At 41.3% G+C, this 23,982-nt stretch carries 22 protein-coding genes and 1 tRNA gene; 14 read left to right on the top strand and 9 right to left on the bottom strand.

What is annotated here, in order from left to right:
- Positions 1-2: 2 nt before the first annotated feature.
- Entirely contained in the window at positions 3-350 is a 348-nt protein-coding gene (locus ACR65H_RS11695; protein ID WP_440500451.1) for a Na-translocating system protein MpsC family protein, read from the bottom strand.
- Between the two features lie 263 nt (positions 351-613).
- Here ACR65H_RS11695 and fdhF point away from each other — a divergent pair, with 263 nt between their 5' ends.
- The 3 genes from fdhF (at position 614) to ACR65H_RS11680 (ending at position 4,769) form a co-directional block, all read left to right on the top strand.
- A complete protein-coding gene (fdhF, locus tag ACR65H_RS11690) occupies positions 614-3,550 on the top strand; it encodes a formate dehydrogenase subunit alpha (RefSeq protein ID WP_440500450.1) in 2,937 nt (978 codons plus the stop codon).
- A gap of 5 nt (positions 3,551-3,555) precedes the next feature.
- On the top strand, positions 3,556-4,035 hold the full coding sequence (locus ACR65H_RS11685) for a helical membrane plugin domain-containing protein (protein ID WP_440500449.1): 480 nt from the start codon (positions 3,556-3,558) through the stop codon (positions 4,033-4,035).
- A gap of 92 nt (positions 4,036-4,127) precedes the next feature.
- A complete protein-coding gene (locus ACR65H_RS11680; RefSeq protein WP_440500447.1) occupies positions 4,128-4,769 on the top strand; it encodes a YIP1 family protein in 642 nt (213 codons plus the stop codon).
- 51 nt (positions 4,770-4,820) lie between these two features.
- On the opposite strand, the gene ACR65H_RS11675 is transcribed toward ACR65H_RS11680, so the two are convergent.
- Both ACR65H_RS11675 and ACR65H_RS11670 read right to left on the bottom strand, forming a co-directional pair.
- Positions 4,821-5,000, bottom strand: coding sequence for a hypothetical protein (locus ACR65H_RS11675; protein WP_440500445.1), 180 nt, complete (start codon positions 4,998-5,000; stop codon positions 4,821-4,823).
- A gap of 102 nt (positions 5,001-5,102) precedes the next feature.
- Positions 5,103-5,951 carry an MBL fold metallo-hydrolase gene (locus ACR65H_RS11670; RefSeq protein WP_440500444.1) on the bottom strand — a complete coding sequence of 283 codons (849 nt, stop codon included), beginning with the start codon at positions 5,949-5,951 and terminating at the stop codon, positions 5,103-5,105.
- A 150-nt stretch (positions 5,952-6,101) separates the two neighbouring features.
- Here ACR65H_RS11670 and ACR65H_RS11665 point away from each other — a divergent pair.
- Positions 6,102-6,174: transfer RNA gene (locus ACR65H_RS11665), tRNA-Arg, on the top strand.
- Positions 6,175-6,250: 76 nt separating this feature from the next.
- Here ACR65H_RS11665 and ACR65H_RS11660 read toward each other — a convergent pair.
- Positions 6,251-6,487 carry a hypothetical protein gene (locus ACR65H_RS11660; RefSeq protein ID WP_440500443.1) on the bottom strand — a complete coding sequence of 79 codons (237 nt, stop codon included), beginning with the start codon at positions 6,485-6,487 and terminating at the stop codon, positions 6,251-6,253.
- 232 nt (positions 6,488-6,719) lie between these two features.
- Here ACR65H_RS11660 and ACR65H_RS11655 point away from each other — a divergent pair, with 232 nt between their 5' ends.
- The 4 genes from ACR65H_RS11655 (at position 6,720) to ACR65H_RS11640 (ending at position 9,727) form a co-directional block, all read left to right on the top strand.
- Complete coding sequence (locus ACR65H_RS11655) at positions 6,720-7,502, top strand: amino acid ABC transporter substrate-binding protein (RefSeq protein ID WP_440500441.1); 783 nt, start codon at positions 6,720-6,722, stop codon at positions 7,500-7,502.
- A 63-nt stretch (positions 7,503-7,565) separates the two neighbouring features.
- A complete protein-coding gene (locus ACR65H_RS11650) occupies positions 7,566-8,225 on the top strand; it encodes an amino acid ABC transporter permease (protein ID WP_440500440.1) in 660 nt (219 codons plus the stop codon).
- Between the two features lie 43 nt (positions 8,226-8,268).
- Complete coding sequence (locus ACR65H_RS11645) at positions 8,269-9,018, top strand: amino acid ABC transporter ATP-binding protein (protein ID WP_440500439.1); 750 nt, start codon at positions 8,269-8,271, stop codon at positions 9,016-9,018.
- A gap of 151 nt (positions 9,019-9,169) precedes the next feature.
- Positions 9,170-9,727, top strand: a complete 558-nt coding sequence (locus tag ACR65H_RS11640; RefSeq protein WP_440500438.1) for a DUF420 domain-containing protein — start codon at positions 9,170-9,172, stop codon at positions 9,725-9,727.
- 48 nt (positions 9,728-9,775) lie between these two features.
- Here the strand turns inward: ACR65H_RS11640 and ACR65H_RS11635 are convergent, their stop codons facing one another.
- Positions 9,776-10,252 (bottom strand): general stress protein, encoded by a 477-nt coding sequence (locus ACR65H_RS11635; protein WP_440500436.1) that lies wholly within the window; start codon positions 10,250-10,252, stop codon positions 9,776-9,778.
- Between the two features lie 141 nt (positions 10,253-10,393).
- On the opposite strand from ACR65H_RS11635, the gene ACR65H_RS11630 reads away from it, so the two are divergent.
- Together ACR65H_RS11630 and ACR65H_RS11625 are read left to right on the top strand one after the other, a co-directional pair.
- Positions 10,394-11,104, top strand: coding sequence for a DUF421 domain-containing protein (locus tag ACR65H_RS11630; protein WP_440500435.1), 711 nt, complete (start codon positions 10,394-10,396; stop codon positions 11,102-11,104).
- Positions 11,105-11,164: 60 nt separating this feature from the next.
- Complete coding sequence (locus ACR65H_RS11625) at positions 11,165-12,463, top strand: purine/pyrimidine permease (protein WP_440500434.1); 1,299 nt, start codon at positions 11,165-11,167, stop codon at positions 12,461-12,463.
- An 18-nt stretch (positions 12,464-12,481) separates the two neighbouring features.
- On the opposite strand, the gene mnmH is transcribed toward ACR65H_RS11625, so the two are convergent.
- A complete protein-coding gene (gene mnmH, locus ACR65H_RS11620; RefSeq protein ID WP_440500433.1) occupies positions 12,482-13,546 on the bottom strand; it encodes a tRNA 2-selenouridine(34) synthase MnmH in 1,065 nt (354 codons plus the stop codon).
- 25 nt (positions 13,547-13,571) lie between these two features.
- Positions 13,572-14,621 (bottom strand): selenide, water dikinase SelD, encoded by a 1,050-nt coding sequence (gene selD / locus ACR65H_RS11615; RefSeq protein ID WP_440500432.1) that lies wholly within the window; start codon positions 14,619-14,621, stop codon positions 13,572-13,574.
- Positions 14,622-14,785: 164 nt separating this feature from the next.
- Here selD and ACR65H_RS11610 point away from each other — a divergent pair, with 164 nt between their 5' ends.
- Both ACR65H_RS11610 and dacB read left to right on the top strand, forming a co-directional pair.
- The gene (locus ACR65H_RS11610) at positions 14,786-16,204 is read left to right on the top strand and encodes an NAD-dependent succinate-semialdehyde dehydrogenase (RefSeq protein WP_440500430.1); all 1,419 of its coding nucleotides are present in this window, start codon (positions 14,786-14,788) and stop codon (positions 16,202-16,204) included.
- Positions 16,205-16,391: 187 nt separating this feature from the next.
- The gene (gene dacB, locus ACR65H_RS11605) at positions 16,392-17,873 is read left to right on the top strand and encodes a D-alanyl-D-alanine carboxypeptidase/D-alanyl-D-alanine endopeptidase (RefSeq protein ID WP_440500429.1); all 1,482 of its coding nucleotides are present in this window, start codon (positions 16,392-16,394) and stop codon (positions 17,871-17,873) included.
- A 50-nt stretch (positions 17,874-17,923) separates the two neighbouring features.
- Here dacB and ilvA read toward each other — a convergent pair whose 3' ends face one another.
- Both ilvA and ACR65H_RS11595 read right to left on the bottom strand, forming a co-directional pair.
- Entirely contained in the window at positions 17,924-19,186 is a 1,263-nt protein-coding gene (ilvA, locus tag ACR65H_RS11600; RefSeq protein WP_440500693.1) for a threonine ammonia-lyase IlvA, read from the bottom strand.
- Between the two features lie 174 nt (positions 19,187-19,360).
- On the bottom strand, positions 19,361-20,260 hold the full coding sequence (locus ACR65H_RS11595; protein WP_440500428.1) for a diacylglycerol/lipid kinase family protein: 900 nt from the start codon (positions 20,258-20,260) through the stop codon (positions 19,361-19,363).
- A gap of 314 nt (positions 20,261-20,574) precedes the next feature.
- Between ACR65H_RS11595 and ACR65H_RS11590 the strand changes: the two genes are divergently transcribed.
- Together ACR65H_RS11590 and ACR65H_RS11585 are read left to right on the top strand one after the other, a co-directional pair.
- Positions 20,575-22,038, top strand: coding sequence for an amidase (locus ACR65H_RS11590; RefSeq protein ID WP_440500427.1), 1,464 nt, complete (start codon positions 20,575-20,577; stop codon positions 22,036-22,038).
- 173 nt (positions 22,039-22,211) lie between these two features.
- Positions 22,212-23,918: a methyl-accepting chemotaxis protein gene (locus ACR65H_RS11585; protein WP_440500426.1), complete on the top strand. Its 1,707-nt coding sequence runs from the start codon at positions 22,212-22,214 to the stop codon at positions 23,916-23,918.
- Positions 23,919-23,982 lie beyond the last annotated feature (64 nt).

Raw genomic sequence — 23,982 nt, 5'->3', positions numbered from 1 at the left:
TTTCACTGATCAATGATTCTATCAAACAAAAATACAGAAACTGCAATATCATCCTCTAATTTGATGTCTGAAAAGAGATGGATAAATTTTGCCCCAACAACCTCCTCAAGGCCATCCGGAGGTGATTCATCATACACTTCTTGTATCATTTTTGTTCTGGCAGAATGGACCATTTCTTTTCCTTCTCGTGTACCCGCTATGAATTTTTCAGTTGGTGTCAAGTTTCCATACAACGTAGAGATTGCCATATTATCAACGAATATAGTTGTAATCCTCTCCGGACCTTTTCCGAATAGATCTTTCCTCAACTTTCTAATAATGTCGTTGAAATCGTGTATCTTCTTAGACATTTCTAAGCGCTCCTTTTTGAAACAATATGAATTGACTTGCAATAATTCTCTAAACCTATTGAATAGTGTATTCTTCTACTCTATAATACTAGTTAGTATGGTATCGGGGTATGGCATTGCACCGATATTATCAATTCATTACTTTACATTTGGATTGGTTATTTAGCAAGCTCTGCTATTAGACTATTCCACCATAGACAAGCACACCTCAATAGCAGGTGTATTTGTCTATGGTGGTTTTTTATTTCAAAGGAGGCATTTTCATGTCAATTAAGATCAATGGAAAGGCGTTTCCGTTCAAAGAGGGCATAACGATATTACAAGTGGTCAATGAACAGAAAATCGAGCATCCGCAAATTTGTTATTTTCCAGAAGTGGACCCGATTGAAACATGTGATACATGTATTGTCGAGATGAACGGACGGCTTGTTCGCGCGTGTTCCACAAAATTAGAACCAGGCATGGATATCCAATTATCTTCTCCTCGTGCTAAGGAAGCACAAACTGAAGCAATGGATCGAATTCTTGAAAACCATTTATTATATTGCACAGTTTGTGATAACAACAACGGCAACTGTAAAATCCACAACACTGTCGATATGATGGGAATCGAAGAACAGAAATATCCTTACGAACCGAAGTGCACACAAGACAGCGTCGACTTCACGCATCCATTTTACCGATATGATCCTAACCAATGTATCGCTTGCGGACAGTGCGTGGAAGCATGTCAAAATCTGCAAGTGAATGAAACCCTCAGTATCGATTGGGAAAGGGATCGTCCAATTGTCCTTTGGGATGGCGGCGCCAAAATCAATGATTCTTCCTGTGTAGGCTGCGGACACTGTGTCACCGTCTGTCCGTGTAATGCATTGATGGAGAAATCGATGCTTGGTGAAGCTGGCTTCATGACAGGAATGAAGGAAGAGATTTTGACACCGATGATCGATTTGGTGAAAAATGTCGAGCCAGGCTACAGCGGCATTATGGCAATATCAGATGCTGAAGCTGCCATGCGCGACACAAGAACGAAAAAGACAAAGACTGTTTGTACATTCTGCGGTGTCGGATGTTCATTCGAAGTGTGGACGAAAGATCGCAAAATCCTTAAAATACAGCCTGTTTCAGATGCGCCGGTCAATGCGATTTCAACTTGTGTGAAAGGGAAGTTCGGCTGGGATTTCATCAATAGCGAAGAAAGACTAACAACTCCACTCATCCGGAAAGGCGAGTCCTTTGTGGAGGCAACGTGGAAGGAAGCGTTGGACTTAGTGGCAGAAAAATTGGGAACTATCCATCGGGAGCATGGTGAAGACAGTGTCGGTTTCATTTCTTCTTCAAAAATAACAAATGAAGAAAACTATTTAATGCAAAAGCTCGCTAGGCAAATGTTCAAGACGAATAACGTCGACAACTGTTCTCGCTATTGCCAGTCTCCGGCGACTGATGGCTTATTCCGTACAGTCGGCATGGGAGGAGATGCCGGGACGATCAAAGATATCGCAAAAGCTGGGCTTGTCATTATCATCGGCGCAAACCCTGCTGAAGGTCACCCGGTCCTAGCAACACGTGTGAAACGCGCCCATAAGCTACACGGACAAAAACTGATCGTCGCCGATTTGCGTAAACATGAAATGGCCGATCGATCAGACATTTTCATTAGCCCTAAGCAAGGGACCGACCAAGTATGGCTAATGGCAGTTACGAAATATATGATTGACCAAGGTTGGCACGATTCAAATTTCATCAAAGAAAATGTTCATCATTTTGAAGAGTTTAAGGATGTATTGAAGAAATACACTCTCGATTTCGCTGAGCATGTAACCGGTGTTCCGAAAGATCATCTCATTCGTACTGCTGAAATGATTCGTGACGCAGATGGAACGTGTATCTTATGGGGAATGGGCGTAACGCAAAATACAGGAGGTTCCGATACGTCAGCTGCCATTTCAAACTTACTCCTGGCAACCGGAAACTACCGGAGACCAGGCGCAGGTGCATACCCGCTTCGTGGCCATAATAATGTACAGGGTGCTTGTGATATGGGGACGCTTCCGGGCTGGCTACCAGGATATCAGCACGTGACGGATAATCGTGCACGTGAAAAATTCGAACAGGCATATGGTGTTGAAATTGGCAATAAACCGGGACTTGATAATATTCAAATGCTTCATGCCGTCGATGAAGGAATCATGAAAGCAATGTATATCGTCGGAGAGGATATGGCGCTTGTCGATTCCAATGCGAACCACGTACATGACGTCTTATCCAAACTCGATTTCCTAGTCGTTCAAGACATATTTTTCTCAAGGACTGCAAGGTACGCAGATGTCATCTTGCCTGCAGTGCCTTCCTTAGAAAAGGATGGTACTTTCACGAATACGGAAAGAAGAGTTCAGCGTTTGTATAAAGCATTGCCGGAATTAGGGGATGCAAAGGCGGATTGGAAAATCATCCAAGAAATAGCAACTCGTTTAGGAGCGGATTGGAATTTTGAACATCCTAGCGAAATCTTCGCTGAAATGGCTAGTCTTTCACCATTATTCAGCCAAGCTGATTATAGCAATATGGAAAACTGGGATAGCTTTTTCTGGGGCAGTCTGGAAGGGGAAAGCACGCCGTTGCTATACGTTGATGGTTTCAATTTCCCTGATGGAAAAGCAAGATTCGCTTTATCCGATTGGGTAGAGCCTGTCGTCTATGATGACGAATTCGATTTGCACATTAACAATGGCAGGATGCTTGAACATTTCCATGAAGGGAACTTGACGAATAAATCTGCAGGGATTCAATCGAAGGTGCCTGAAATTTTCGTGGAAGTATCGCCAGAGCTTGCAAAAGAGAGAGGCGTTCTCAGCGGTTCATTAGTAAGGCTCGTTTCACCGCACGGAGCTGTCAGACTGCCGGCTTTAGTGACCGACAGAGTGAAAGGGAATGAGTTATTCCTTCCGATGAACTCTGTAGAAAAAGAATCAGCTATTAACTTTTTGACGGGTACAGCAGTAGATCAAAGAACGAACACACCTGCATTCAAACAAGCAAAAGTCCGTATGGAAGTTTTAAGGAAAGAAGGCGAAAATCCTTTACCGGCAAGCAACCATCGGAACAAGAAACGACATCCTCAAAACGGGGTAGAAGTTGAACGGAAGTGGGCTAGACCAGGTTACGAGCATCTGACAGATCAAGTGGAGAAAGGGTGAGCTCTATGGCAGCGCCAATTACTTCAATTAAACTAAAAGAACTTACGCCAGCAGAAGTGCAGCAACAGAAAATGGATGAACTGCAATCCCTCATTACAGAACAGCAGCAATCATTGCAAAAAATCTTAGAAATTACAGCTGAATTGGACAATGCGGGAGTACTGGATTCTGTAAATGCAATGGTAAAGGCGAAAGATGAGATTGCAAGTATCGCTGTAACACAAGCGTCCCGGGAACCGATGACGAATCTCATCAATAATATAATGAACGCGGCGGGTCTATTGACATCGATAAATCCGGAAGTTACGGAAAGTTTGAAGGACAGCATATCAAAAGGAATCGAAGAGGCTGAATTGTATAAAGGAAATGGAGATAAAGTGTCGATTTTTCAAGTGATGACCGCACTTAACGACCCTCATATCAATCGCGCAGTGAAGTATGGTTTAGATTTTCTGAAAGGTATGGGAAAAGGGCTTGATAAGTAAATGCCGATTCTCAATTATTCTTGAAACGAATCCGTTTTTCATGCGTATGTATGAAGAGTGGAAGAAAAAGAATAATAGGGAGTGAGCTTTCTTTGCAAAATAATGAATATGAAGTCCATGAAGGAATACAAGTCAACCCATGGACTGCCATATGGCTTCATCCGAGAAAAACCGTCCAATATGTGAAGGATTATAAAACAGGCAGTTTCGTACTTGGCATTTCGGCAATTACTGGAATCATACACTTCCTTGACCAAGCTGTGAACAATGATTTAGGGGAGACCTGGAATCTCGCCTCTATTCTATTAATTTCATTGATTGTCGGACCAATTATAGGAGTAATTGCACTATATGTAGTATCGGGAATATACCATGCTTTATCACTTCTGTTTGGCGGCTCGGGAACATTTGAGGAATCGCGAAAGGCGTACACGGTTTCTAATATCATTATTGTGATTATCGGAGTTATTTGGATACCGGATCTGCTTATTTTGGGTCAAGGCAATTTTATTAGTGACTATGATTTCTCGGTTGGACAATTTATTTGGATGATCGTCTCTTTACTTGTCAACTTTGTTGGAGGAATTTGGTCGTTGGTAGTCCTCGTTGCCGCATTTGCTGAAGTTCATCAGTATGCTATTTGGAAAGCTGTATTGGTTGTACTATTGCCGATTATCATTCTTGTAGTCTTTTTAGTCATTATTATTGCATTAACGACACCAGCTTTGTTTTAATTATGAAAAAAAGTTCGTCTCAAAGCCGTTTATAGCTTTAAGACGAACTTTTTAATGTGGGTTTATTGATTCATCGTCATTCTTTTGCTCTTGCTCCGTCTTTCTGTATGAGTTGACCATCGCTTCCTTATAATCGCCTAGAGTGGAAAATTCATGAAACCTCTTCGCAAACTTTCGATTCCGCAATTCAATTTCATTTCGTTTCGTAATGTTTCGCTCAACCCTGTCCATCGATCATACCTCCTCCGGATCATTATTATTTAGCTTACCCGGAAAACATGACAATATGACAGCGATGTAGGAATGACAGGGATAAGTCTACCGAAGTTGAATTTATTTTGAATCATCTACGAATTTGCCGTAATCGGGAACAGCAATCGATTGGAAATTAGAAACAAGCTTATTTAAGTTTTCATCTAGCCATTGCCCTTCAACCGGAACTCCATGGCCTGTAATAGCAATTTTCGGTCTCAAAGCCGCTAATATGCCGACTGACTGTTCAGCCGTATCCCAATCTGGCGTCAAATAGCGGGGAGGCCCACCTATTTCTTTTTCCTGAGTAAACACTTTATACAACTCATCCTGGATGACTGTTACGAATGCATCACCAACAATCATGGCGTGATCGTCATTACGGAACATAGAAATATGGCCAACGGAATGTCCTGGTGTGTGAATCCATTTCCAACCGGGCATGAATGGCACCGTATGATCGTCTGGTAGTGCATGCGCTTTTGATCCGATATTTGTACTTTCATGAGGAAACATGAACGATAATTTGGCAACCATCCCTCCCTCGACAGTCGTGTCAGGTTCAGGGTAATTTTTTTGTCCGGTAATATAAGGAAGCTCTAACGCATGTGCATATACGGGTACGTCCCAAACCTCCAATAAATCAACCAGTCCACCGATATGATCGAAGTGTGCATGTGTCAAAATAATCGCTTTTGGCGGATTGTCTTTACCAAATCTCCTTTCGGCTTCTTCTCTAATCTTTTCACCTGACGTAGGCATACCTGCGTCAATTAAAACCCAATCATTTCCTTCGCCGGCAAAACCGAAAAATATGACATTGACGATTTGAACCGTATAGCAGTATAAGTCGGGAGCTACTTCAAATCCTTTTCCACTAGTCACAGATGTCATAGGTTGAAATCTATCCGTTGAAGAACTTCGTTCCATGCATACTCCTCCTACCTACTATTAGTTTGTTTTCACATTTACTTTACTATGCGTGTTATTTTCGGTGTCATACGGCCGATCCTAAAAAAGGGCAGCAAAACTGTTGCTCTTACCAAATCATCTCTTTATAATAGAAAGGTACTCTAATTTGTCTCAGTAGCTCAGGGGATAGAGCAACAGCCTCCTAAGCTGTGGGTCGCAGGTTCGATTCCTGCCTGGGACGTTCCATTACATAGCGAAGGCTGTCCGAATGTCAGGTGAATCTGATTCATTCGGGCAGCCTCTTTTTTAAATTTGAATCATTTTTTTTCGGGATTGATACTATTAGGTTCATCCCCAAGACGATTCATCCCCTGGGATAGCGCTTCATTCGGGGTTTCCTGAAATGAGTAGCCTTTTTCAAAAATGGTTTCAGGATCCATTCCATTTGGCTCTTTGTCCGAGTTAGCATCGTCCTTCATTCCTAAAGATTGCTGTTGGGACGCTTCGGTTTTCTTGCTATTTTCCACGAAATCATTTTTAAATTCTTTCTCCATGTGAACATCCTCCTTTATGTTTCTTACGTATGCTTTACGTAATCCTATATTCTTCAATTTCCTTTTTCGACAGAATCAAAACGTTGACCAATCATATACTAAGTGGAATTGTTAGTGAACGAAGATTTCGAAAATTTATAAAGGGGTTTTCTTTATAGAGAAACCGTGGTATATTATCAATACGTTAACAGACTAAAGTGTTAAAGTGAGACTATGAAAAGGGGAGATAACAATGAAAAAATATATGACATTAATGATCATTTCAATAGTTGCATTGCTTGTCGTGACTGGTTGCGGTAAGTCAAAAACAGAAGGCTCAGAAGGGAAGAACGTTCTCGTCATCGGTGTGGACGATAAATTTGCTCCAATGGGTTTCCGTGATGAGAACAACGAACTCACTGGATTCGACATTGAATATGCGAAAGCTGCAGCTGAACATATGGGGATGGAAGCAAAATTTCAACCGATCGATTGGAAAACAAAAGAAACTGAATTGAGCAGTGGACGAATCGATTTGATTTGGAATGGGTATACGATAACGGATGAACGAAAAGGCAAAGTGCTTTTTACAAAGCCGTACTTGAAAAATGCACAAGTAGTAGCAACATTAGCTGATTCCGACATCGCTAAACTCAATGATTTATCCGGTAAAAAAATTGGGTTGCAAGCACTTTCCTCGGCTGCGGACGCATTAAGCGACAACCCGATTCAATCTGACATCAAATCGATTTCGGAATATGCGGACAATGTTCTTGCCCTATCAGACTTAAAATCAGGCCGTGTCGACGCAGTAGTCATTGACGAAGTTGTCATCGATTATTATATGTCCAAAGAAGAAGGCGTTTTTAAAGTGTTGGACGAGTCTTTAGCGCCTGAGGAATATGGAGTCGGTGTAAAAAAGGGCAATGAGGAATTGCTCAAAAAATTACAAGGCGCTTTAGATAAAATGAATGAAGACGGCAGTGCGGCAGAAATCTCCACGAAATGGTTCGGGGAAGATAAAGTACTTAAATAATGAAACGAGCATGCCGGGTTTTCGATGAGAAAACCTGTTTTGCTTTTTAGAAGGAGTTATCATATGTCTATCGATTATTTCTTATCCATCTTGAAACCGATGCTGGAGGGAGCCCAAGCAACGATAATTTTATTTATCGTTGCCATCATAGTATCCATTCCGCTTGGCTTCATGTTAACCCTTATTGCGAGGAGCTCTATTAAGCCGTTAGCTTATTTGGCGAATACTTATATTTACTTAATGCGTGGGACACCGCTCTTATTGCAACTGTTATTCATAGTTTTCGGCTTGCCGCTTATTCCCGTCATCGGAGAATATTTAGTACTTGATCGGTTTGTCGCAGCATGTTTAGGTTTCATCTTAAATTATGCGGCCTACTTCGCAGAGATTTTTCGTGGCGGTCTGCTCGCTATTGATAAAGGCCAATATGAGGCCGCACAAGTGCTTGGATTGAATCGATGGCAGACGATGAGAAAAGTTGTTCTTCCACAGATGTTCCGTATTGCATTGCCTTCTGTTGCAAATGAGTCGGTTACGCTAGTGAAGGATACGGCCCTACTTTACGCAGTGGCGGTGCCTGAATTGCTGCATTTCGCGCAAACAGCCGTCAACCGTGACTTTACAATAACTCCTTTCTTGTTGGCAGGCGTCATATATCTTCTTATTACATTATGTTTGACAATGTTCTTCAAATGGTTGGAAAGACGGTTGAGGTTCGATTAACTTTTATACAGTTATGCAGGATTGATAAAGAGGAGTGTAATTCATGGCAATTCTTGAAGTGACAAATATAAGAAAATCATTTGGTCCCCTTGAAGTACTAAAACAGATTAGTTTTGAAGTGAATAAAAATGATGTAATCGCAGTCATCGGACCATCTGGATCGGGGAAAAGTACGATGCTCAGGAGTCTAGTCCATTTAGAAGAATTGGACGGGGGAAGTGTGTCGGTCAACGGAAACTATATTGTAAAGGATGGAATTTATTCGAAACCTCAACAAGTGAAACAGATTACATCCAATATGGGAATGGTTTTTCAGCATTTCAATTTGTTCCCGCATCTTACTGTAGTTGAAAATCTTGAACTTGCGCCAAAGCTTCTTAAGCAAGGAAGTGCAATGCAAAACCGTGAATTAAGTATGGAATTATTAGCGAAAGTTGGCCTTTCCGACAAAGCAGATGTTTTGCCTTCCAAGCTTTCCGGCGGTCAAAAACAGAGGGTGGCTATAGCCCGTGCATTAATGAGAAAACCTGAAATTCTCTTGTTTGATGAACCTACATCTGCCTTGGATCCGGAATTGACGGGAGAAGTACTTCGTGTCATGAAAGATCTTGCTCAGGAAGATATGACCATGATTGTTGTAACTCATGAAATGGAATTTGCAAAGGATGTAGCAAATAAAGCGATTTTCATGGATAGAGGTGAGATTGTGGAATCAGGAAGTCCCGTAGATTTATTGAGCAATCCACAAATGGATCGGACAAAGGCATTTTTACACCGAACAATATTCAAGTGATCTGTAGAATAAAACAAGAAATGCAACTATGCAGTCGGGAAACTATACCCGGCTGCTTTTCATTTCGACAACAATGTGAACTGGCGTAAGGGAGGAGTAAAATATGATACACTACGGTTATTAAGTATGTACTGTATAAGGAGATGTTTAAATGAATCAAACCGCAGATTCAATTGGCGGGAAGCCTTTCAAAAAAAGAAATTATCGGCCGGCGATTATCATTTTATCGGTCGTATTAATTGGTATTATTGGCTTATTATCGGGTAGGCAGGGTGTGGAGGATTTTGATGCGTTTGATGTTACGATCCTTCCGTTGATGAATGCAATTTTCAATACCTTTACGTTCTTTTTCTTAGTAGCTGCACTCATTGCTATTAAAAAGAAGAATGTAAATGTCCATCGAAAATTCATCTATGCCGCATTTTGCACAACTGCTTTATTCCTTGTTACTTATGTAGCTTTTCATTATTTGTCCCCGTCCACTCCATATGGCGGCAGCGGCATTTTAGCTGGAATCTACTATTTTGTCCTCATCACACATATAATTCTCGCAGCGGCAATCGTTCCGCTTGCTTTAACAAGTGTTGCTAGGGCTTGGAACAGGGAGCATGAACGTCATCGCAAAATAGTGCGCTGGACGATGCCGATTTGGCTATACGTCAGCTTTACAGGTGTTCTTGTTTACATATTGATTTCTCCCTATTATTAAAATAAAAAAAGGCTGCTCCCATTGAGAGGGAACAGCCTTTTTCGTTTGTTAGATAAGCGGGCGATCGGGATAGTCCAAGCGTGTGGCTGTGTAATCGCCATCTACTAATACAAGAATTTTGCCTTCATTAAAGTAATCATTATAGCGATTTGCTTCTTCTTCAGGAATACCCATACCGATCAATGCTCCAGCGAGTCCGCCGACTCCTGCTCCTGCAGCTGCTCCAGTAATCCCTGCTACGATTGGTCCTGCTGCAATGATCGGGCCGACTCCGGGAATAGCAAGCGCTCCGATACCCGCTAACACACCACCAAGGCCGCCAAGCAAACCACCCGTTGCAGCCCCTGTCGCCGCGCCGTCTGCAGCATGGGTTCCAGTTTGTTCTTCGATGTTATCTACATGATCTCTATCTTTGCTAATGATAGAAATATCATTGGAACTATATCCTTGTCTTTTCAATTCCTCGATTGCAGCAACAGCTTCCGATTCAGTATCATAATAACCTACCACGTGTCTTTGTACCATTTCAAAACGCCTCCTAATAATTTTTTATTCTAGGTGAGTGCTATTCTAGAAAATACCCAATCAATTCTATTTAAAACATTGAAATAGATTTAAAACGTCGATACCGGGTATTTAACTAACTACAGAAGAGGAGGAATAGAAATGGATTATTTTATAAATGGAATGAAACTCGTTATCGGTTTGATTACTTTTATGGTCGTCATCCGGCTTTTAGGGAAAAAGCATTTGGCCGAGATGACGCCTTATGACATCATTTATTTAATAATGTTCGGGGGAATTCTAGAAGAAACTTTATATGATAATAAAACGAGTATATGGATGTTCCTATTCTCCATGGTTGTATGGGCACTATCCATATTCGCTATCGAGAAATTGGTATCTATCTTCAATCCATTGCGCATTCTTCTAAAAGGAGAGCCAGACCAATTGATTTCAGATGGAAAAATCAATCAGAAAGCGTTTAAAAAAAATCAACTGGAAATGGAGCAAGTCCGGACGATGCTCCGTCAACAAGGAATTTTTTCATTAAGGGAAGTGCGTGATATGTATATCGAACCCGGTGGACAAATATCGATCAATTCGTTCGCCAAATATAAACCAGTTGTAGCGGATGATTTGGATATTAGAAAAAAGGAGGAAGAGCCAAGTGTTCTGCTAATTGATGAAGGGGAAGTGAAGACGGAAGTATTGAATGCTATCGGAAAGTCCGAGCAATGGCTGCAGACAGAGATTCGCGAAAAAGGTTATAATCAAGCGAAGGAAATTCTCTATTGCGAATGGTCGAAGACTGATGGTTTCTTCATTAAAGGATTTGCTGATACTATAGAATTGAATGGACATCAGCCGAGCTGATCGATATTGTCCACTATATCAAAATTGTATCCGAATCGTATTCGGGTGAGAGGTGCATTTATGAAAATAGTTGTCGGAGGGTTGCAATGGGCGGTTTTTTTAATCGCATCCTCAATTGCGGCTCCTATTGCAATCGCCCATGGGTTTGGAATGGAGGCTGCTGAAACCGCCCTATTCGTTCAACGTACGATGTTTGTTCTCGGCATCGCATGTCTCGTCCAAGCTTTTATCGGTCATCGTTTGCCGATCAATGAAGGACCAGCGGGATTATGGTGGGGGATTTTCGTCATCTATGCAGGAATGGTAGGTATCGTATATCCTACTGGCGAGGATGCGTTGCAAGCTTTGCAAAGCGGAATGCTTGTCAGCGGCTTCTTGTTTATCTTATTGGCTATGAGTGGAATGATTTCTAAAATGAAAGATCTTTTCACTCCATCAGTTACATTTACATATTTGATGCTGCTCATTTTGCAATTAAGTGGTACTTTCCTAAAGGGAATGGTTGGTGTTGAAAGTGCTGGAGGCAAGATAGATGGCCTTATATTCCTCGGAAGTTTAGCGGTTGTCTTTATGACGTTCAGTACGATGAACCATAAAGTGCCCTGGGTCTCAAGGTATTCCGTCCTATTGTCGATCGGATTCGGTTGGATTCTCTTTCTGATAATCGGAAAGGCGGATCGTGTAACGCTTGAAGGCGGGCAATTTATTCGACTTCCCGATTTATTCGTGTATGGGAAACCGGTTTGGGATAGCGGCATGTTCATTACTGCTAGTTTTATTACGCTTTTATTGATTGCAAATATGATGGCGTCCATCCGTGTTATGGAAAGCTTACTGAAACAATCTTTTTCCATAACGCCGCCTGACCGGATGAAACAAGGCTCCATCGCTTCAGGAATCAACCATATATTCGCAGGAATCTTTTCAGCAATCGGGCCAGTCCCGATTTCAGGTGCAGCGGGGTTTGTTGGTGCAACAAGAATGGCGTCGCTTACGCCGTTCATAACGGGAAGCATTATTGTTATTCTAGTTACACTCATTCCATCGATCATGTCTGTGTTTGCTGTACTGCCTGCACCGGTTGCATACGCAGTCACGTTTGCAATATTTACGAAAATGGTAGAGATGGCATTCTATGAGCTTGCTGCCGAGCCGAAGAAAGATCGTGCCTATAAAGTGTCAGCCATTGGTTTAATGATAGGCGTGGGTATCATGTTTATTCCGCAGGAAAGCATGTCTGGTTTGCCGAATGCAATTGTAGCTGTTTTATCGAATGGCTTAATTACAGGTACAATTATTGCAATTATAATTGAACAATTCTTTATGTGGAATGAACGCCGGATAGAAAAATTGCAATGAAAAAAGCTGTCGATCACTTCAGTGATTGGCAGCCTTTTTAGATTTCAATTTCTCAGAAGTAAAGTCAAGCTTCAATAATTGTTCATAAGCATCATCAACAGAGTCTGCATAGATGACAAAGTCGTTTTCTTGAGGATGTTTTGTCGTTGAATACTCATATCGGGGGTCGTAGTAGTTTTCAAGCAATAATGTAACTGCTCCCTTAAATTCACCTTTGTGTAACTTTTCTTCTATTTCTTTCGCGATAGGCACATGGATGCGCCGTTTAATTAAATTAAAAGCTTCGATGAATTTATCACCAGCATTCCATGGATTATAATCAGCCAATATGTTTTTTACCCGTTCCTCTATCGGTAGATGGATGAAAACATGGATTCCATTTTTCTTTTTGTCAAATAGGAATGCGGGAATCAGCACTTTGCCGATTCGTTTGCTCTCTCCTTCAATATAGACGAAAGGTTTGTCTTTCTTTTTTTGAAGTTCATGGATCAGCAAAGAATCGAACTTTTTTTGGTTATTTGGTTCACGTCCAATTTGACCGAAAATAGAGCCGCGATGTCCGGCGAGCTGTTCAAGATTGATAATAGGAAAACCAGTGCTTGCTAGCCGATTCAAAAGAGCTGTCTTGCCCGATCCAGTATATCCATTCAACACAATAAAACGAGGAGGGAATGCTTCTTTTTCCAACTCTTTCACGACCCATTGGCGATATGTTCGGATTCCACCGCTTAATCGGTTTGCTTGAATGCCCATTAAATCAAGGACGGTCGCGGCTGTTTTGCTTCTCATACCGCCGCGCCAGCAAAATACTGTCATAGGTGTTTCTATCTTCTTAAATTGCTGTATGAAAGAGGGGAGTTTCGCTGAGAAAATCTCCAGCCCCCGTTCAGTAGCAGTCTCTTTCCCGACCTGTTTGTACAGGGTTCCAATTTCTGCCCGTTCTTCGTCGGTGAAGACAGGAATATTGATACTGCCTGGTATAGTCGCTTCCCTATACTCTGACGGAGAACGGACATCAATAATTGTATGCGGCTCTTTTTCGACCGATAAAAATAGGTCTTGTAAACTTATATCACGAATCAATTTCAATCACCTTCTATTATAAGGGTTAGTCAACATGGATATTTCCTGAATGCACTGAAGTTACTTCCCCTATGATGGCTGCATGGACGCCTTTTTTATTCATCTCGTCAATTAATTGATCTACATCGTTTGCTGAAACTGAAATTAGCAGGCCACCTGAAGTGACCGCATCACATAAAATATAACGGTCCAATTGATCAAGTTTATCAGCATAAGTGACCGCATCATCGACGTGGGCATAGTTGCTTTTTGTACCGCCTGGTATTCTTCCTGCTTCTGCTAGTTCTTTTGTGCGAGGAAGAATCGGTACTTGCTCTGAAATAATTCGGATGCCTATCCCACTTGCTTTAGCCATTTCTGTCGCATGTCCAAGCAAGCCGAATCCAGTGACATCTGTAGCCGCATGAACTTCATATTTAGACATCACTTCTGACGCAGTCTTGTTCAAAGTCGTCATTATTGAAGTCACCCGCTCAATTTCTTCATTAGAAAGAGCACCGTGTTTTAAAGAAGTAGTATAAATTCCGACACCGATGGGCTTTGTCAGCACTAACTTGTCTCCTGCTTTCGCACCGGCGTTTGTAAGGACTTTTTCGGGATGCACAGTGCCTGTTACCGCTAAGCCGAATTTAGGCTCTTGATCGTCAATGGAATGCCCGCCGACAAGAGTAACTCCAGCTTCTTTTAACTTGTCTCCGGCACCTCTCAAAATTTCGGTAAGAATGCTTTTATCCAATTTGGCTATGGGGAAAGCCACAATATTTAGAGCGGTGATCGGAGTTCCGCCCATTGCGTAAACATCGCTAATAGCATTCGTTGCTGCAATTTGGCCGAAATCATAAGGATCATCGACAATCGGAGTGAAAAAGTCAAGTGTTTGGACGATTGCGACGTCGTCCGTTAATTTATAAACACCGGCATCATCACTCGTATCGAGACCGACGAGAAGATTTGGATTGGAGACGGCAGGAGGAAGGGATTGAAGAACTTGCACTAAGTCTGCGGGTCCAATTTTACAGCCACATCCTCCTTTTGTTGTAAGTGATGTCAATTTGACCTGGTTCGATGTTTCCATCCTCATTACCGCCTTTCATCTTTTTAATAAATAGTTTAGCACAATAGATACGAACGTACATTGTAAGACGATTCGAAACAATTTCTCACTATGCAACCCGCTTGGAAGGAATTCAAGAAAAAATAATGATACATTTGTATATATAAATTGGAGGAGGTTATGAGATGAATGCATATTCTATGATCATTGACGGAAAAGAAGTCGGGAAAGGTCTTGGTACAATTGATGTCATGAATCCTGCAACTGGAGAACTGATCGCAACGGTTCCGTATGGAGCTGAAGAGGAAGCTCATCAGGCAGTTGAAGCTGCAAACAATGCGTTTTATAAATGGTCAACGCTCTCCGCTTATGAAAGAAGTTCTTACTTGGTGAAATGGTATGAACTGATCGAAAGTCATGTGGATGATCTGGCTCGGACAATGACGGAAGAGCAAGGGAAGCCAATAGCCGAGGCAAAAGGAGAAATCACATATGCAAACGGCTTCATCTCTTGGTACGCAGAAGAAGCAAAGCGAATTTATGGTGAAATGATTCCTTCCAGCCATACAGGAAAACGGATTTTCGTTCATAAACAGCCCGTCGGCGTAACGGCAATTATAACCCCTTGGAATTTTCCGGCAGCGATGATTACTAGAAAAGTCGCCCCTGCATTGGCTGCAGGCTGCACGGTTGTCATCAAGCCAGCGGAACAGACTCCGATTACTGCGATACGGTTAGCTCAATTGGCATTGGAAGCTGGTATTCCTGCTGGTGTTGTAAATGTCGTTACAGGTGACGCTAGTTCAATTGGGGATGTTTGGCTGCAGGATACACGGGTACGTAAGCTGACATTTACCGGTTCTACCGAAGTCGGGAAACTGTTAATGCGCGGTGCGGCAGATACAGTGAAGAAAATATCTTTGGAATTAGGTGGGCATGCACCGGCAATTGTTATGGAAGACAGTAATCTTGATAAAGCCGTGGATGGGATTATTGCCGCAAAATTCAGGAACGCTGGACAAACTTGTGTATGTGCCAATCGAATTTATGTGCACGAAGCAATCGAAGAAGCCTTTTCACAGAAGTTGGTTGAGCGAATTAAACAATTGAAAGTAGGAAACGGCAAGGATGAAGGTGTGACAATCGGCCCTCTTATTGATGAAGACGCAATCCAAAAAGTACAACGACATGTCGATGATGCTCAAGCGAAAGGTGCGGAAATAGCCGTCGGCGGGTCAAGGAAAGAAGGCTTGTTCTACGAGCCGACTGTATTACGTAGTGTCAAGGATGACATGGTATGTATGCAGGAAGAAACGTTCGGTCCGGTTGCGCCGATTACAACTTTCTCATCAGAGGAAGAAGTGATCAGAAGAGCGAATGATTCGATTTATGGATTGGCGGCATATGTATTTACAGAGAACATTTCAACGGGCATTCGGTTGAGCGAACGTTTGGAATATGGAATCGTCGGCTTAAATGATGGACTCCCATCGACTCCACAAGCGCCTTTCGGAGGGTTTAAGCAAAGCGGACTCGGCAGGGAAGGCGGGCACCATGGCTTAGATGAATATATTGAAATAAAATATATCTCGGTAGGTTTATAATATTTAGGATGGCATCCATTTACTATGGGTGTCTTATTTTGTCATTTTTATTGTAAGTTTATCAATAATAGAAAATTTATAGTTGCATAGATATTATTAAAAAATACTTTTTATCTCGAAATCTATTTATTTACTTAGAATAAAATGGTAGACTGAAAACGACATCAAAGAAGAAGGGGGAAATGATTTGTTGTTCAAAAGAACCGCTATGATTTTCATGGCTGTTTTCATGTCGTTTGCTACCGTGTTCACAGTTGCTCCTTGGCAAAAGGAGGTTCAAGCTTCAGCTTCGTATGATAAGTTGGAAAGAAATATTAATGCTGTCTTATTGGGAGATTCAATGAAATCTGTCGTAAGTAGTGTCACAGTGCGAAAGGCATCGACGGGAGAAATAATTTATGAGGCCAATGCAGATAACAAAGTGACGCCAGCTTCTACATTGAAGCTGCTCACATCAGCGGCAGCATTGGAAACGCTCGGTGAAGAATACCGATTCAAGACGGATTTGCTTACGGACGGATCTATTTCCAAAGGGGTATTGAACGGAAATCTCTATCTGCGTGGCGAAGGGGATCCGACTCTTTTGAAAAAGGATTTAGATCAATTTGCTGCAACACTGGCTAAGCTCGGGATAAGGAAAGTGAATGGCGATCTTGTAGGAGATGATAGTTGGTTCGATTCAGTCCGTCTTTCACCTGGAATTGATAAAAGTGATGAAACCTTTTACTATGCCGCTCAAATTTCAGGATTAACATTATCTCCAAACACTGATTATGATGCCGGAACTGTCATTGTCAACGCTAGTCCGACTAAGAAAGGGTATAAAGCCAAAGTTACATTAACGCCTGACACGGGCATCGTCACAATCATTAACAAAAGTAAGACGGTTCCGAAAGGCTATAAAAACACATTGTCGATCAAGCGACAATATGGAACGAATAATATTATCATTACAGGAAATGTACCAGTTGGAAATGCTGGAAAAAAAGAATGGGTTACAATTTCTAATCCGACAGCTTATACACTTGATGTATTTAAAAAGTCGCTAGCAACAAAAGGAATCACATTCACCAAACCTTCCAAAGTGACAAGAAGAAGCACCCCGCAGAATGCCAAGGTCCTTACATCCAGACAGTCGATGCCATTGAAGAATTTGATGAAGCCATTCATGAAGTTAAGTAACAACACACATGCAGAAATATTGGCAAAGACGATGGGCAAACAGGTTTATGGGGAAGGCAGCTGGAATGCGGGTCTTCGTGTAATGCGAGAATTTGGACAATCCGTCGGTCTACATACAGCTGAATGGAGTTTTGAAGATGCATCCGGCATGTCTCATAAAAACAAAGTAACTTCTGCGCAACTGACAGAATTGCTATATATTGCACGGCAAGCTCCGTGGTACAAAAGTTTCGTACAAGCTATCCCTGTTTCAGGAATGAATGACCGTTTTGTAGGCGGTACGTTAAAAAATAGGCTGACGAGTGCTTCTGTAAAAGGGAAAGTCATTGCGAAGACAGGTAGTTTAAACCAAGTGAATTCATTGGCGGGCTATGTCGAAACTAAAAGTGGGGAAACATTGATTTTTAGCGTCCTTACACAAGGGCAAAGAAAGAATGCACTCCCTGCAATTGATAAAATCGCTACCGTCATTGCTACGACACCATAAAACTAAAACCCACATACGGCGCTATTGCCGTTTGTGGGTTTTCCTTGTAATTAAATAAGGAGTTCAAATAACGTGCTATCTTTATTCACTTCGGTGAACGGGAAGCCGTTCTGTTCCATTCGGAGCAGTAGACCAGCATAATCTTCTTTTCTTTTCAATTCAATGCCGACAAGGCCAGGTCCATTTTCTTTATTATGCTTTTTCGTATATTCAAAAGTTGTAATATCATCATCCGGCCCTAACACAGAGTCGAGAAATTGACGCAATGCGCCTGCGCGTTGAGGGAAATTGATGATGAAATAGTATAGCAAACCTTCATATAATAAGGATTTCTCCTTAATTTCCTGCATCCGTCCAATATCGTTATTCCCTCCGCTAATGATACAAACAACTGATTTCCCTTTGATTTGATCTTTATAGAAATCGAGTGCGGCAATTGGCAAAGCACCTGCAGGTTCAGCGATAATAGCATGCTCGTTATACAAATCCAAAATAGCGGTGCAAACTTTCCCTTCAGGTACACTTAAAATGTCGTCGATATATTTCCGGCATATTTCATACGTTTGGTTGCCTACACATTTAACGGCGGCACCATCGACGAATTTATCAATACTTTCTAAAGCCGTAACAGCTCCATTTCGGACAGCAGCCTTCATACTGCTAGCCCCTTCCGGTTCGACTCCGATCATCTTTGTATTAGGGGATAGGTTTTTAATATATGTGCTAATACCCGACATGAGACCGCCTCCGCCGATGCTTGCAAAAACGAAGTCAATCGGTTCTTCAATGTCGTTCATCAATTCAACAGCTACTGTCCCTTGCCCTGCAATAATATCCTTGTCATCGAATGGATGGATAAAAATGCGATCCTCCTGTTCCGCGCTATTCACTGCGTGGGCAGATGAATCATCAAATGTATCACCGACGAGGATGATTTCCACAAAATCCTTGCCAAACATTTTCACTTGATTGACTTTCTGTTTCGGTGTCGTTTGTGGCATGAAGATTTTGCCATTAATTTTCAATTGAGCACATGCATAAGCGACACCTTGTGCATGATTGCCGGCACTTACACAGACAATCCCTTTTTCGCGGGCTTCTGCTTCAATCCGCTTGATTTTATAATAGGCACCGCGTAATTTGAACGAGCGTACGTATTGTAAATCTTCCCGCTTAATATAGACATTACAACCGTATTTTTCGGACAGCCTCTCATTTTTTTGCAAAGGTGTATGAATTACTACATCCTTTAGCAATTGATTGGCGATCAGGATATCTTCCACTTGTACTGTCTTTGTTTCACTTTTAGCCATCTTTGTCATATGCTCGTTCCCTCCGGTAACTTAAATGAATATTTTATTATATTAACATGAAACACCGAAGCAGAACATAAGATTGTTCATAATTGCCGATTAATTTGAATGAATTTCTCAAGACGAATTATTCAATTAAATATGTAAGCGTTTTCTTTATAGGAATATCAAATTTTAAGAAGTGACGACAAGTTTCAAAGCTCTTGGTTGAATGGAAAGGTGAATGTGAGTAGAGAAGAATATTTCTCCATCAACGATATAAGGTAATTTATGTTCTCCTTCAATTTTAATATCCTTTCCTTTCAAATAGGTCACTTCTTTCTCAAAGATAGGATGGCCTTTTAAAAGTTTAGGAAAAAGCTTAGTCATAACATTCCAGCGTTTCGCATTATGCAAGATAGTCACATCTATTAGTCCGTCTTGAGGATCTGCAAAAGGACAAATGATTAGACCACCTCCATACATTTTCATATTACCATTCGCAACTAGCCATAAGTTAGTTTGGAGAGTTAGACTTCCATCGACAAAGAAACTGCCACGGTATGGCTTGAAAGTCATCAGCTCAATGATTGCGGCAATTGTATAAGTAAAAGAACCGAAACCGAATCGATTAAGCCATTTTTTATAACTGGAGCGATCAGCTCTCATTCCAATCTTCGCATCCATTCCGACACCGACGACTGTTATTCCATACAATCCATTCACATATAGTAGATCTATCGCTTTCGTTTCACCAATGATCAATTTCTCGACAAAATGAACCGGTTTTCCAACAAGATTACAATTTCTGGCGATATCATTTCCAGATCCAGCAGGGAGGATAGCGAGTGGAATATTCGTATTGACCAATTGTTGAAGGGCGGAGCTTACGGTTCCATCGCCGCCAATAACGATGAAAGCCCGAATTGATTGTGAAGCAATTTTTTCTATCATATACGTGCGTGTCAATTCGGGAGAGATGCATATATGTGTTTCATAGGATATATTCTTAGCGATTAATATTGGATTAATTTCGTGCCAAATTGCAAGTGCCTCGCCTTTACCAGACGAGGGATTAATTATAAATACATACATGTGACGCCCCCATTCCTTTCTACTAGTTTAGTATAATCCAACTGAAGGAATAATTGAATTATGATTAGTCTGTTTTAAACTTTTGAAAGACGGGAAATCCTTAATGATGAGTTGCGATGAAAAGGAGAGGATATCATGCAGAAATGGGATAGCAGACCTGATAAGCCCGATACCGGTCTATGGGTCGCTTTAGGGGTATCATGCCTCATCATACTTATAATCATTCTCGTTAATCTTATGTAATATGTCTAAGCTTCTTTCCCGTCTAGGAAAGGAGCTTTCTTCATTTGTCTAATTAGGAGTCTCTCATTATAATGAATTTAATGAATAGTTTAAATACAGAGGGGCGGGATTGGGGAATGGAGAAGGTGGAGTTCATATTAGATGCAGATGTTACACATATACGAAAGATGATATGGAACAAGGAAATAACCGTTTCAGAAGTCACTTCTATTTTCATTGAAAGAATAAAAGAAAAAAATCCATCTGTTAATTTCTTAGTGGAAGATTGTTTTTCCGCTGCAATGGAACAATCGGCACAGGCTGACGAGGCATTATCGAACGGGGAAGCGGTAGGGATGTTATTTGGTGTTCCAATGAGCATGAAAGAATCATTTGATGTTGCCGGAATGCAAACGACCGGCGGATTGCTTGCAAGGAGAAACTCCGTACAGGAAGAAGACGCGCATATTGTCAAAAAGTTGAAAGCTGAAGGGGCAATTATACTAGGTAAGACAAACACACCTGAATTATGCTTTTGCCAAGAGACGGATAATAAATTGTATGGTAGAACAAATAATCCATGGAACTTAAGTCGGACAGTCGGCGGTTCAAGCGGCGGAGAGGGGGCGGCGATTGCACTTGGCGCGGCGGCGGCCGGAATTGGATCGGACATAGGAGGTTCAATCCGGTTTCCAAGCCATTTCAATGGTGTCATTGGATTTAAATCAGGAAAAGGGCAAGTGTCCCAAGTTGGAAGTTTTCCATTTGTGGATGATCCATGGCAACAAAGGATGCTTGGCATTGGACCGATGACGAAAACAGTAAGGGATGCAAAGCTATTGTATTCTATCATAGCTGACCACCAAATCGAAGAGCAGAGAATCACCGATTTTTCAATAAATGTTTTTCGTACAACCGAGTTCCCAATGTCCGATGAAACAATAAAATTAGTAAACAGCGTCTATCTTTTCTTGAAGGATCATTATAAGACGGATAGGGAAACAGTACCCTATATGAAAGAATCAGCGCTTCTTTGGCAGGAAATCATGTCGATCGATGGAGGGGAATCCACCCGGAAAGTAGCGTTCGGAAATGAAAAAGGCAGTCCGCTAGCTGCGTTTATAAAAGAAAAAATGAATGGAACCGCAACTGTTCATCGCTATTTATCGTGGGCATTAATCGGGGCTGCATTGTTCAAGCCGTCGGCAAAAAGGATAGATGAAATATCAAATCTATTAGACGAAGGAGATCAATTCTTAGAAGATTACTTAACAAAACGATTAATTATCATGCCGGTTTATCATACTGCAGCTCCCCCTCACGGCATTGTTTATAGCGAGATTTTTTCAATTAAAAAGACATTCATGAAATACATGCCGTTTGTCGCATATGCAAATACATGGGGGTTACCTGCGTTGACAGTACCCGTAGGAAGGGATAATGAAGGAATGCCAATTGGACTACAGATCATTAGCAAAAACGGCAACGAGGATGCCATCTTTTCGCTCGGATCCATTCTTGAAAAACAATTTGGAGGCTACTCTAGGGCTGAATAAAGAAGTGTAAAAAAGTTAAGTAGATGAAGGAAGCAATCAACTTCCTTCATCTTTTTTTATGGATTACTAATTAAATGAAAAAAGATAAAGAAAATGTATATGAAATCATGTATCATTTAGATAGTTAGTTCTATCATCAAATGATAGATTAGTAACAGGAAGGAAGAGAATTGATGAATAAAAGAAATAGCCTAACTTTCCAATTAGGCACCATAATAGTCGGCATTCTTATCGCGATGCTTGCTATCACATCTGTCGCCACGTATAAGACGGCATACGATAAGCTTTACGATGCAGCAGGTATAGAGGCCTATGGATGTGCAAGCATAACGACAGGTTTACTACTGCCTAATGACATTGAAAATGCATTGGCAGGAGATAAAGCGACGATTGAAAAAGTAGGCAAAGAATTGAATTGGACAGTTTTACATAAAGACATTTTTGAAACGCAATACGTCGTTGATTTAAATGGCAAACTTATGGCACTTGATGATAATTTAGCTAGTAAAGGTATCGAAGCGGGAGATCAAATACCGTTGGATGAAGAAGCAATTTCCATGCTGCTGGAAATGAAACATCCAACTTATTCAGAACCGTATAATTTTGCTGGCATGAAAAGATTGTCCGGGTATGCGCCAATCTTCAAAGATCACGACCCGTCTAAAGAGATTATCGCAATCAGCGTAATTGATTTTGATGCGAGCATCGTAGCAGACCGGACATGGGAAGTTGTTCGTGATGGCATACTTATTAGCATCATTCCAGTACTAATTGCAGCCTTCGTTACAATTATGCTTATCCGCCGTAAAACAAAGCCGATTTCCCGATTAATCGGTCATGCGAAAGAAATTGCGAACGGTAATTTGAACATTGGAAATGTAGATGTGAGTTCCAAGGATGAAGTTGGGGATCTTGCTAACACATTGAATACGATGACGTCAAACTTGCGTACTATGATCGGAACGATGAAGGATACATCGCATAAGCTAATGGAGAATTCCTCAACGACCGCTTCGGCATTAGGTGAAATGAACGGAGCAATTGAAATGGTTGCGGACAATATGAACGATGTTGCTTTAAGTGTCACGGAAGGCACAACTAATACAGAAAATGCATATTCCATCCTGAGCTCACTTGCAGCCGACTTGCAAAATTCTAAAGTGCGGGCAGATGAGGTAGCTGCCAATTCCCAATTAACGATGAGAATTGCGCAAGATGGGCAACAGCTTGCAAACGATATTAGCCAGGACATGAATAAAATTAGACAGTCTTCAACTGATGTTGGTTCAACAATTCAAGAACTTATCAAGTCAACGAGTAAAATACAAGAAATAACGAATTCAATTTCAGGCATTGCTGCACAGACGAATTTATTGGCATTGAACGCTTCAATAGAGGCTGCCAGAGCTGGTGAACATGGAAGAGGGTTTGCGGTAGTAGCGGAAGAAGTTAGAAAGCTAGCCGAACAATCCAATCTGGAAGTGCAGCAAGTTGAAAATATCGTCAATGATATAACAACTACAATTGGACAAGTTGAGGTCTCTGCTTTGGAAAGTACGAAAGTAGTAGAGACAGGTAGCCGGACTGCGCAACTCACTTCAGAATCGCTAAGCAATATTGCCGCAGCAGTCTCAAATACAGTTCAGGAAATTAATCAAATTTCCGAATTAATGAGTAGAGAAGCAGAGAAATCAGCTTCAGTAGTAGATTTGATCACTAACTTAACAACGGCAATGCAAGAAATCGAGAATAAAACGAATAATATTTCTGCTGCAACGGAGGAAACAACCGCTTCAATCAGCGAAGTGTCACAGCGATCGCTGCAAACAAATGGTATGGCTAAAGAGCTTGAAAAAATGGTTGGGCAGTTCAACCTATAGCATCCAGTTAAGCGGGAAGACTCTAAAATTTCCTTCTTGCTTAATTTGATGGTCAATTGTGGAG

This window comes from Sporosarcina sp. SAFN-015 (assembly GCF_059415085.1).
This window is presented reverse-complemented; position numbering and strand designations above follow the sequence as displayed.

Bases quoted from the DNA above. Each gene is read 5' to 3' on its own strand.
- ACR65H_RS11640 (WP_440500438.1), top strand. From the start codon at position 9,170: ATGAATCAAACCGCAGATTCAATTGGCGGGAAGCCTTTCAAAAAAAGA.
- ACR65H_RS11590 (WP_440500427.1), top strand. From the start codon at position 20,575: ATGAATTTAATGAATAGTTTAAATACAGAGGGGCGGGATTGGGGAATG.
- fdhF (WP_440500450.1), top strand. From the start codon at position 614: ATGTCAATTAAGATCAATGGAAAGGCGTTTCCGTTCAAAGAGGGCATA.
- ACR65H_RS11695 (WP_440500451.1), bottom strand. From the start codon at position 350: ATGTCTAAGAAGATACACGATTTCAACGACATTATTAGAAAGTTGAGG.
- selD (WP_440500432.1), bottom strand. From the start codon at position 14,621: ATGGAAACATCGAACCAGGTCAAATTGACATCACTTACAACAAAAGGA.
- ACR65H_RS11610 (WP_440500430.1), top strand. From the start codon at position 14,786: ATGAATGCATATTCTATGATCATTGACGGAAAAGAAGTCGGGAAAGGT.
- ACR65H_RS11635 (WP_440500436.1), bottom strand. From the start codon at position 10,252: ATGGTACAAAGACACGTGGTAGGTTATTATGATACTGAATCGGAAGCT.
- ACR65H_RS11630 (WP_440500435.1), top strand. From the start codon at position 10,394: ATGGATTATTTTATAAATGGAATGAAACTCGTTATCGGTTTGATTACT.
- ACR65H_RS11625 (WP_440500434.1), top strand. From the start codon at position 11,165: ATGAAAATAGTTGTCGGAGGGTTGCAATGGGCGGTTTTTTTAATCGCA.
- ACR65H_RS11675 (WP_440500445.1), bottom strand. From the start codon at position 5,000: ATGGACAGGGTTGAGCGAAACATTACGAAACGAAATGAAATTGAATTG.
- ACR65H_RS11650 (WP_440500440.1), top strand. From the start codon at position 7,566: ATGTCTATCGATTATTTCTTATCCATCTTGAAACCGATGCTGGAGGGA.
- ACR65H_RS11585 (WP_440500426.1), top strand. From the start codon at position 22,212: ATGAATAAAAGAAATAGCCTAACTTTCCAATTAGGCACCATAATAGTC.
- ACR65H_RS11670 (WP_440500444.1), bottom strand. From the start codon at position 5,951: ATGGAACGAAGTTCTTCAACGGATAGATTTCAACCTATGACATCTGTG.
- ACR65H_RS11660 (WP_440500443.1), bottom strand. From the start codon at position 6,487: ATGGAGAAAGAATTTAAAAATGATTTCGTGGAAAATAGCAAGAAAACC.
- ACR65H_RS11655 (WP_440500441.1), top strand. From the start codon at position 6,720: ATGAAAAAATATATGACATTAATGATCATTTCAATAGTTGCATTGCTT.
- ilvA (WP_440500693.1), bottom strand. From the start codon at position 19,186: ATGGCTAAAAGTGAAACAAAGACAGTACAAGTGGAAGATATCCTGATC.
- ACR65H_RS11595 (WP_440500428.1), bottom strand. From the start codon at position 20,260: ATGTATGTATTTATAATTAATCCCTCGTCTGGTAAAGGCGAGGCACTT.
- ACR65H_RS11645 (WP_440500439.1), top strand. From the start codon at position 8,269: ATGGCAATTCTTGAAGTGACAAATATAAGAAAATCATTTGGTCCCCTT.
- ACR65H_RS11685 (WP_440500449.1), top strand. From the start codon at position 3,556: ATGGCAGCGCCAATTACTTCAATTAAACTAAAAGAACTTACGCCAGCA.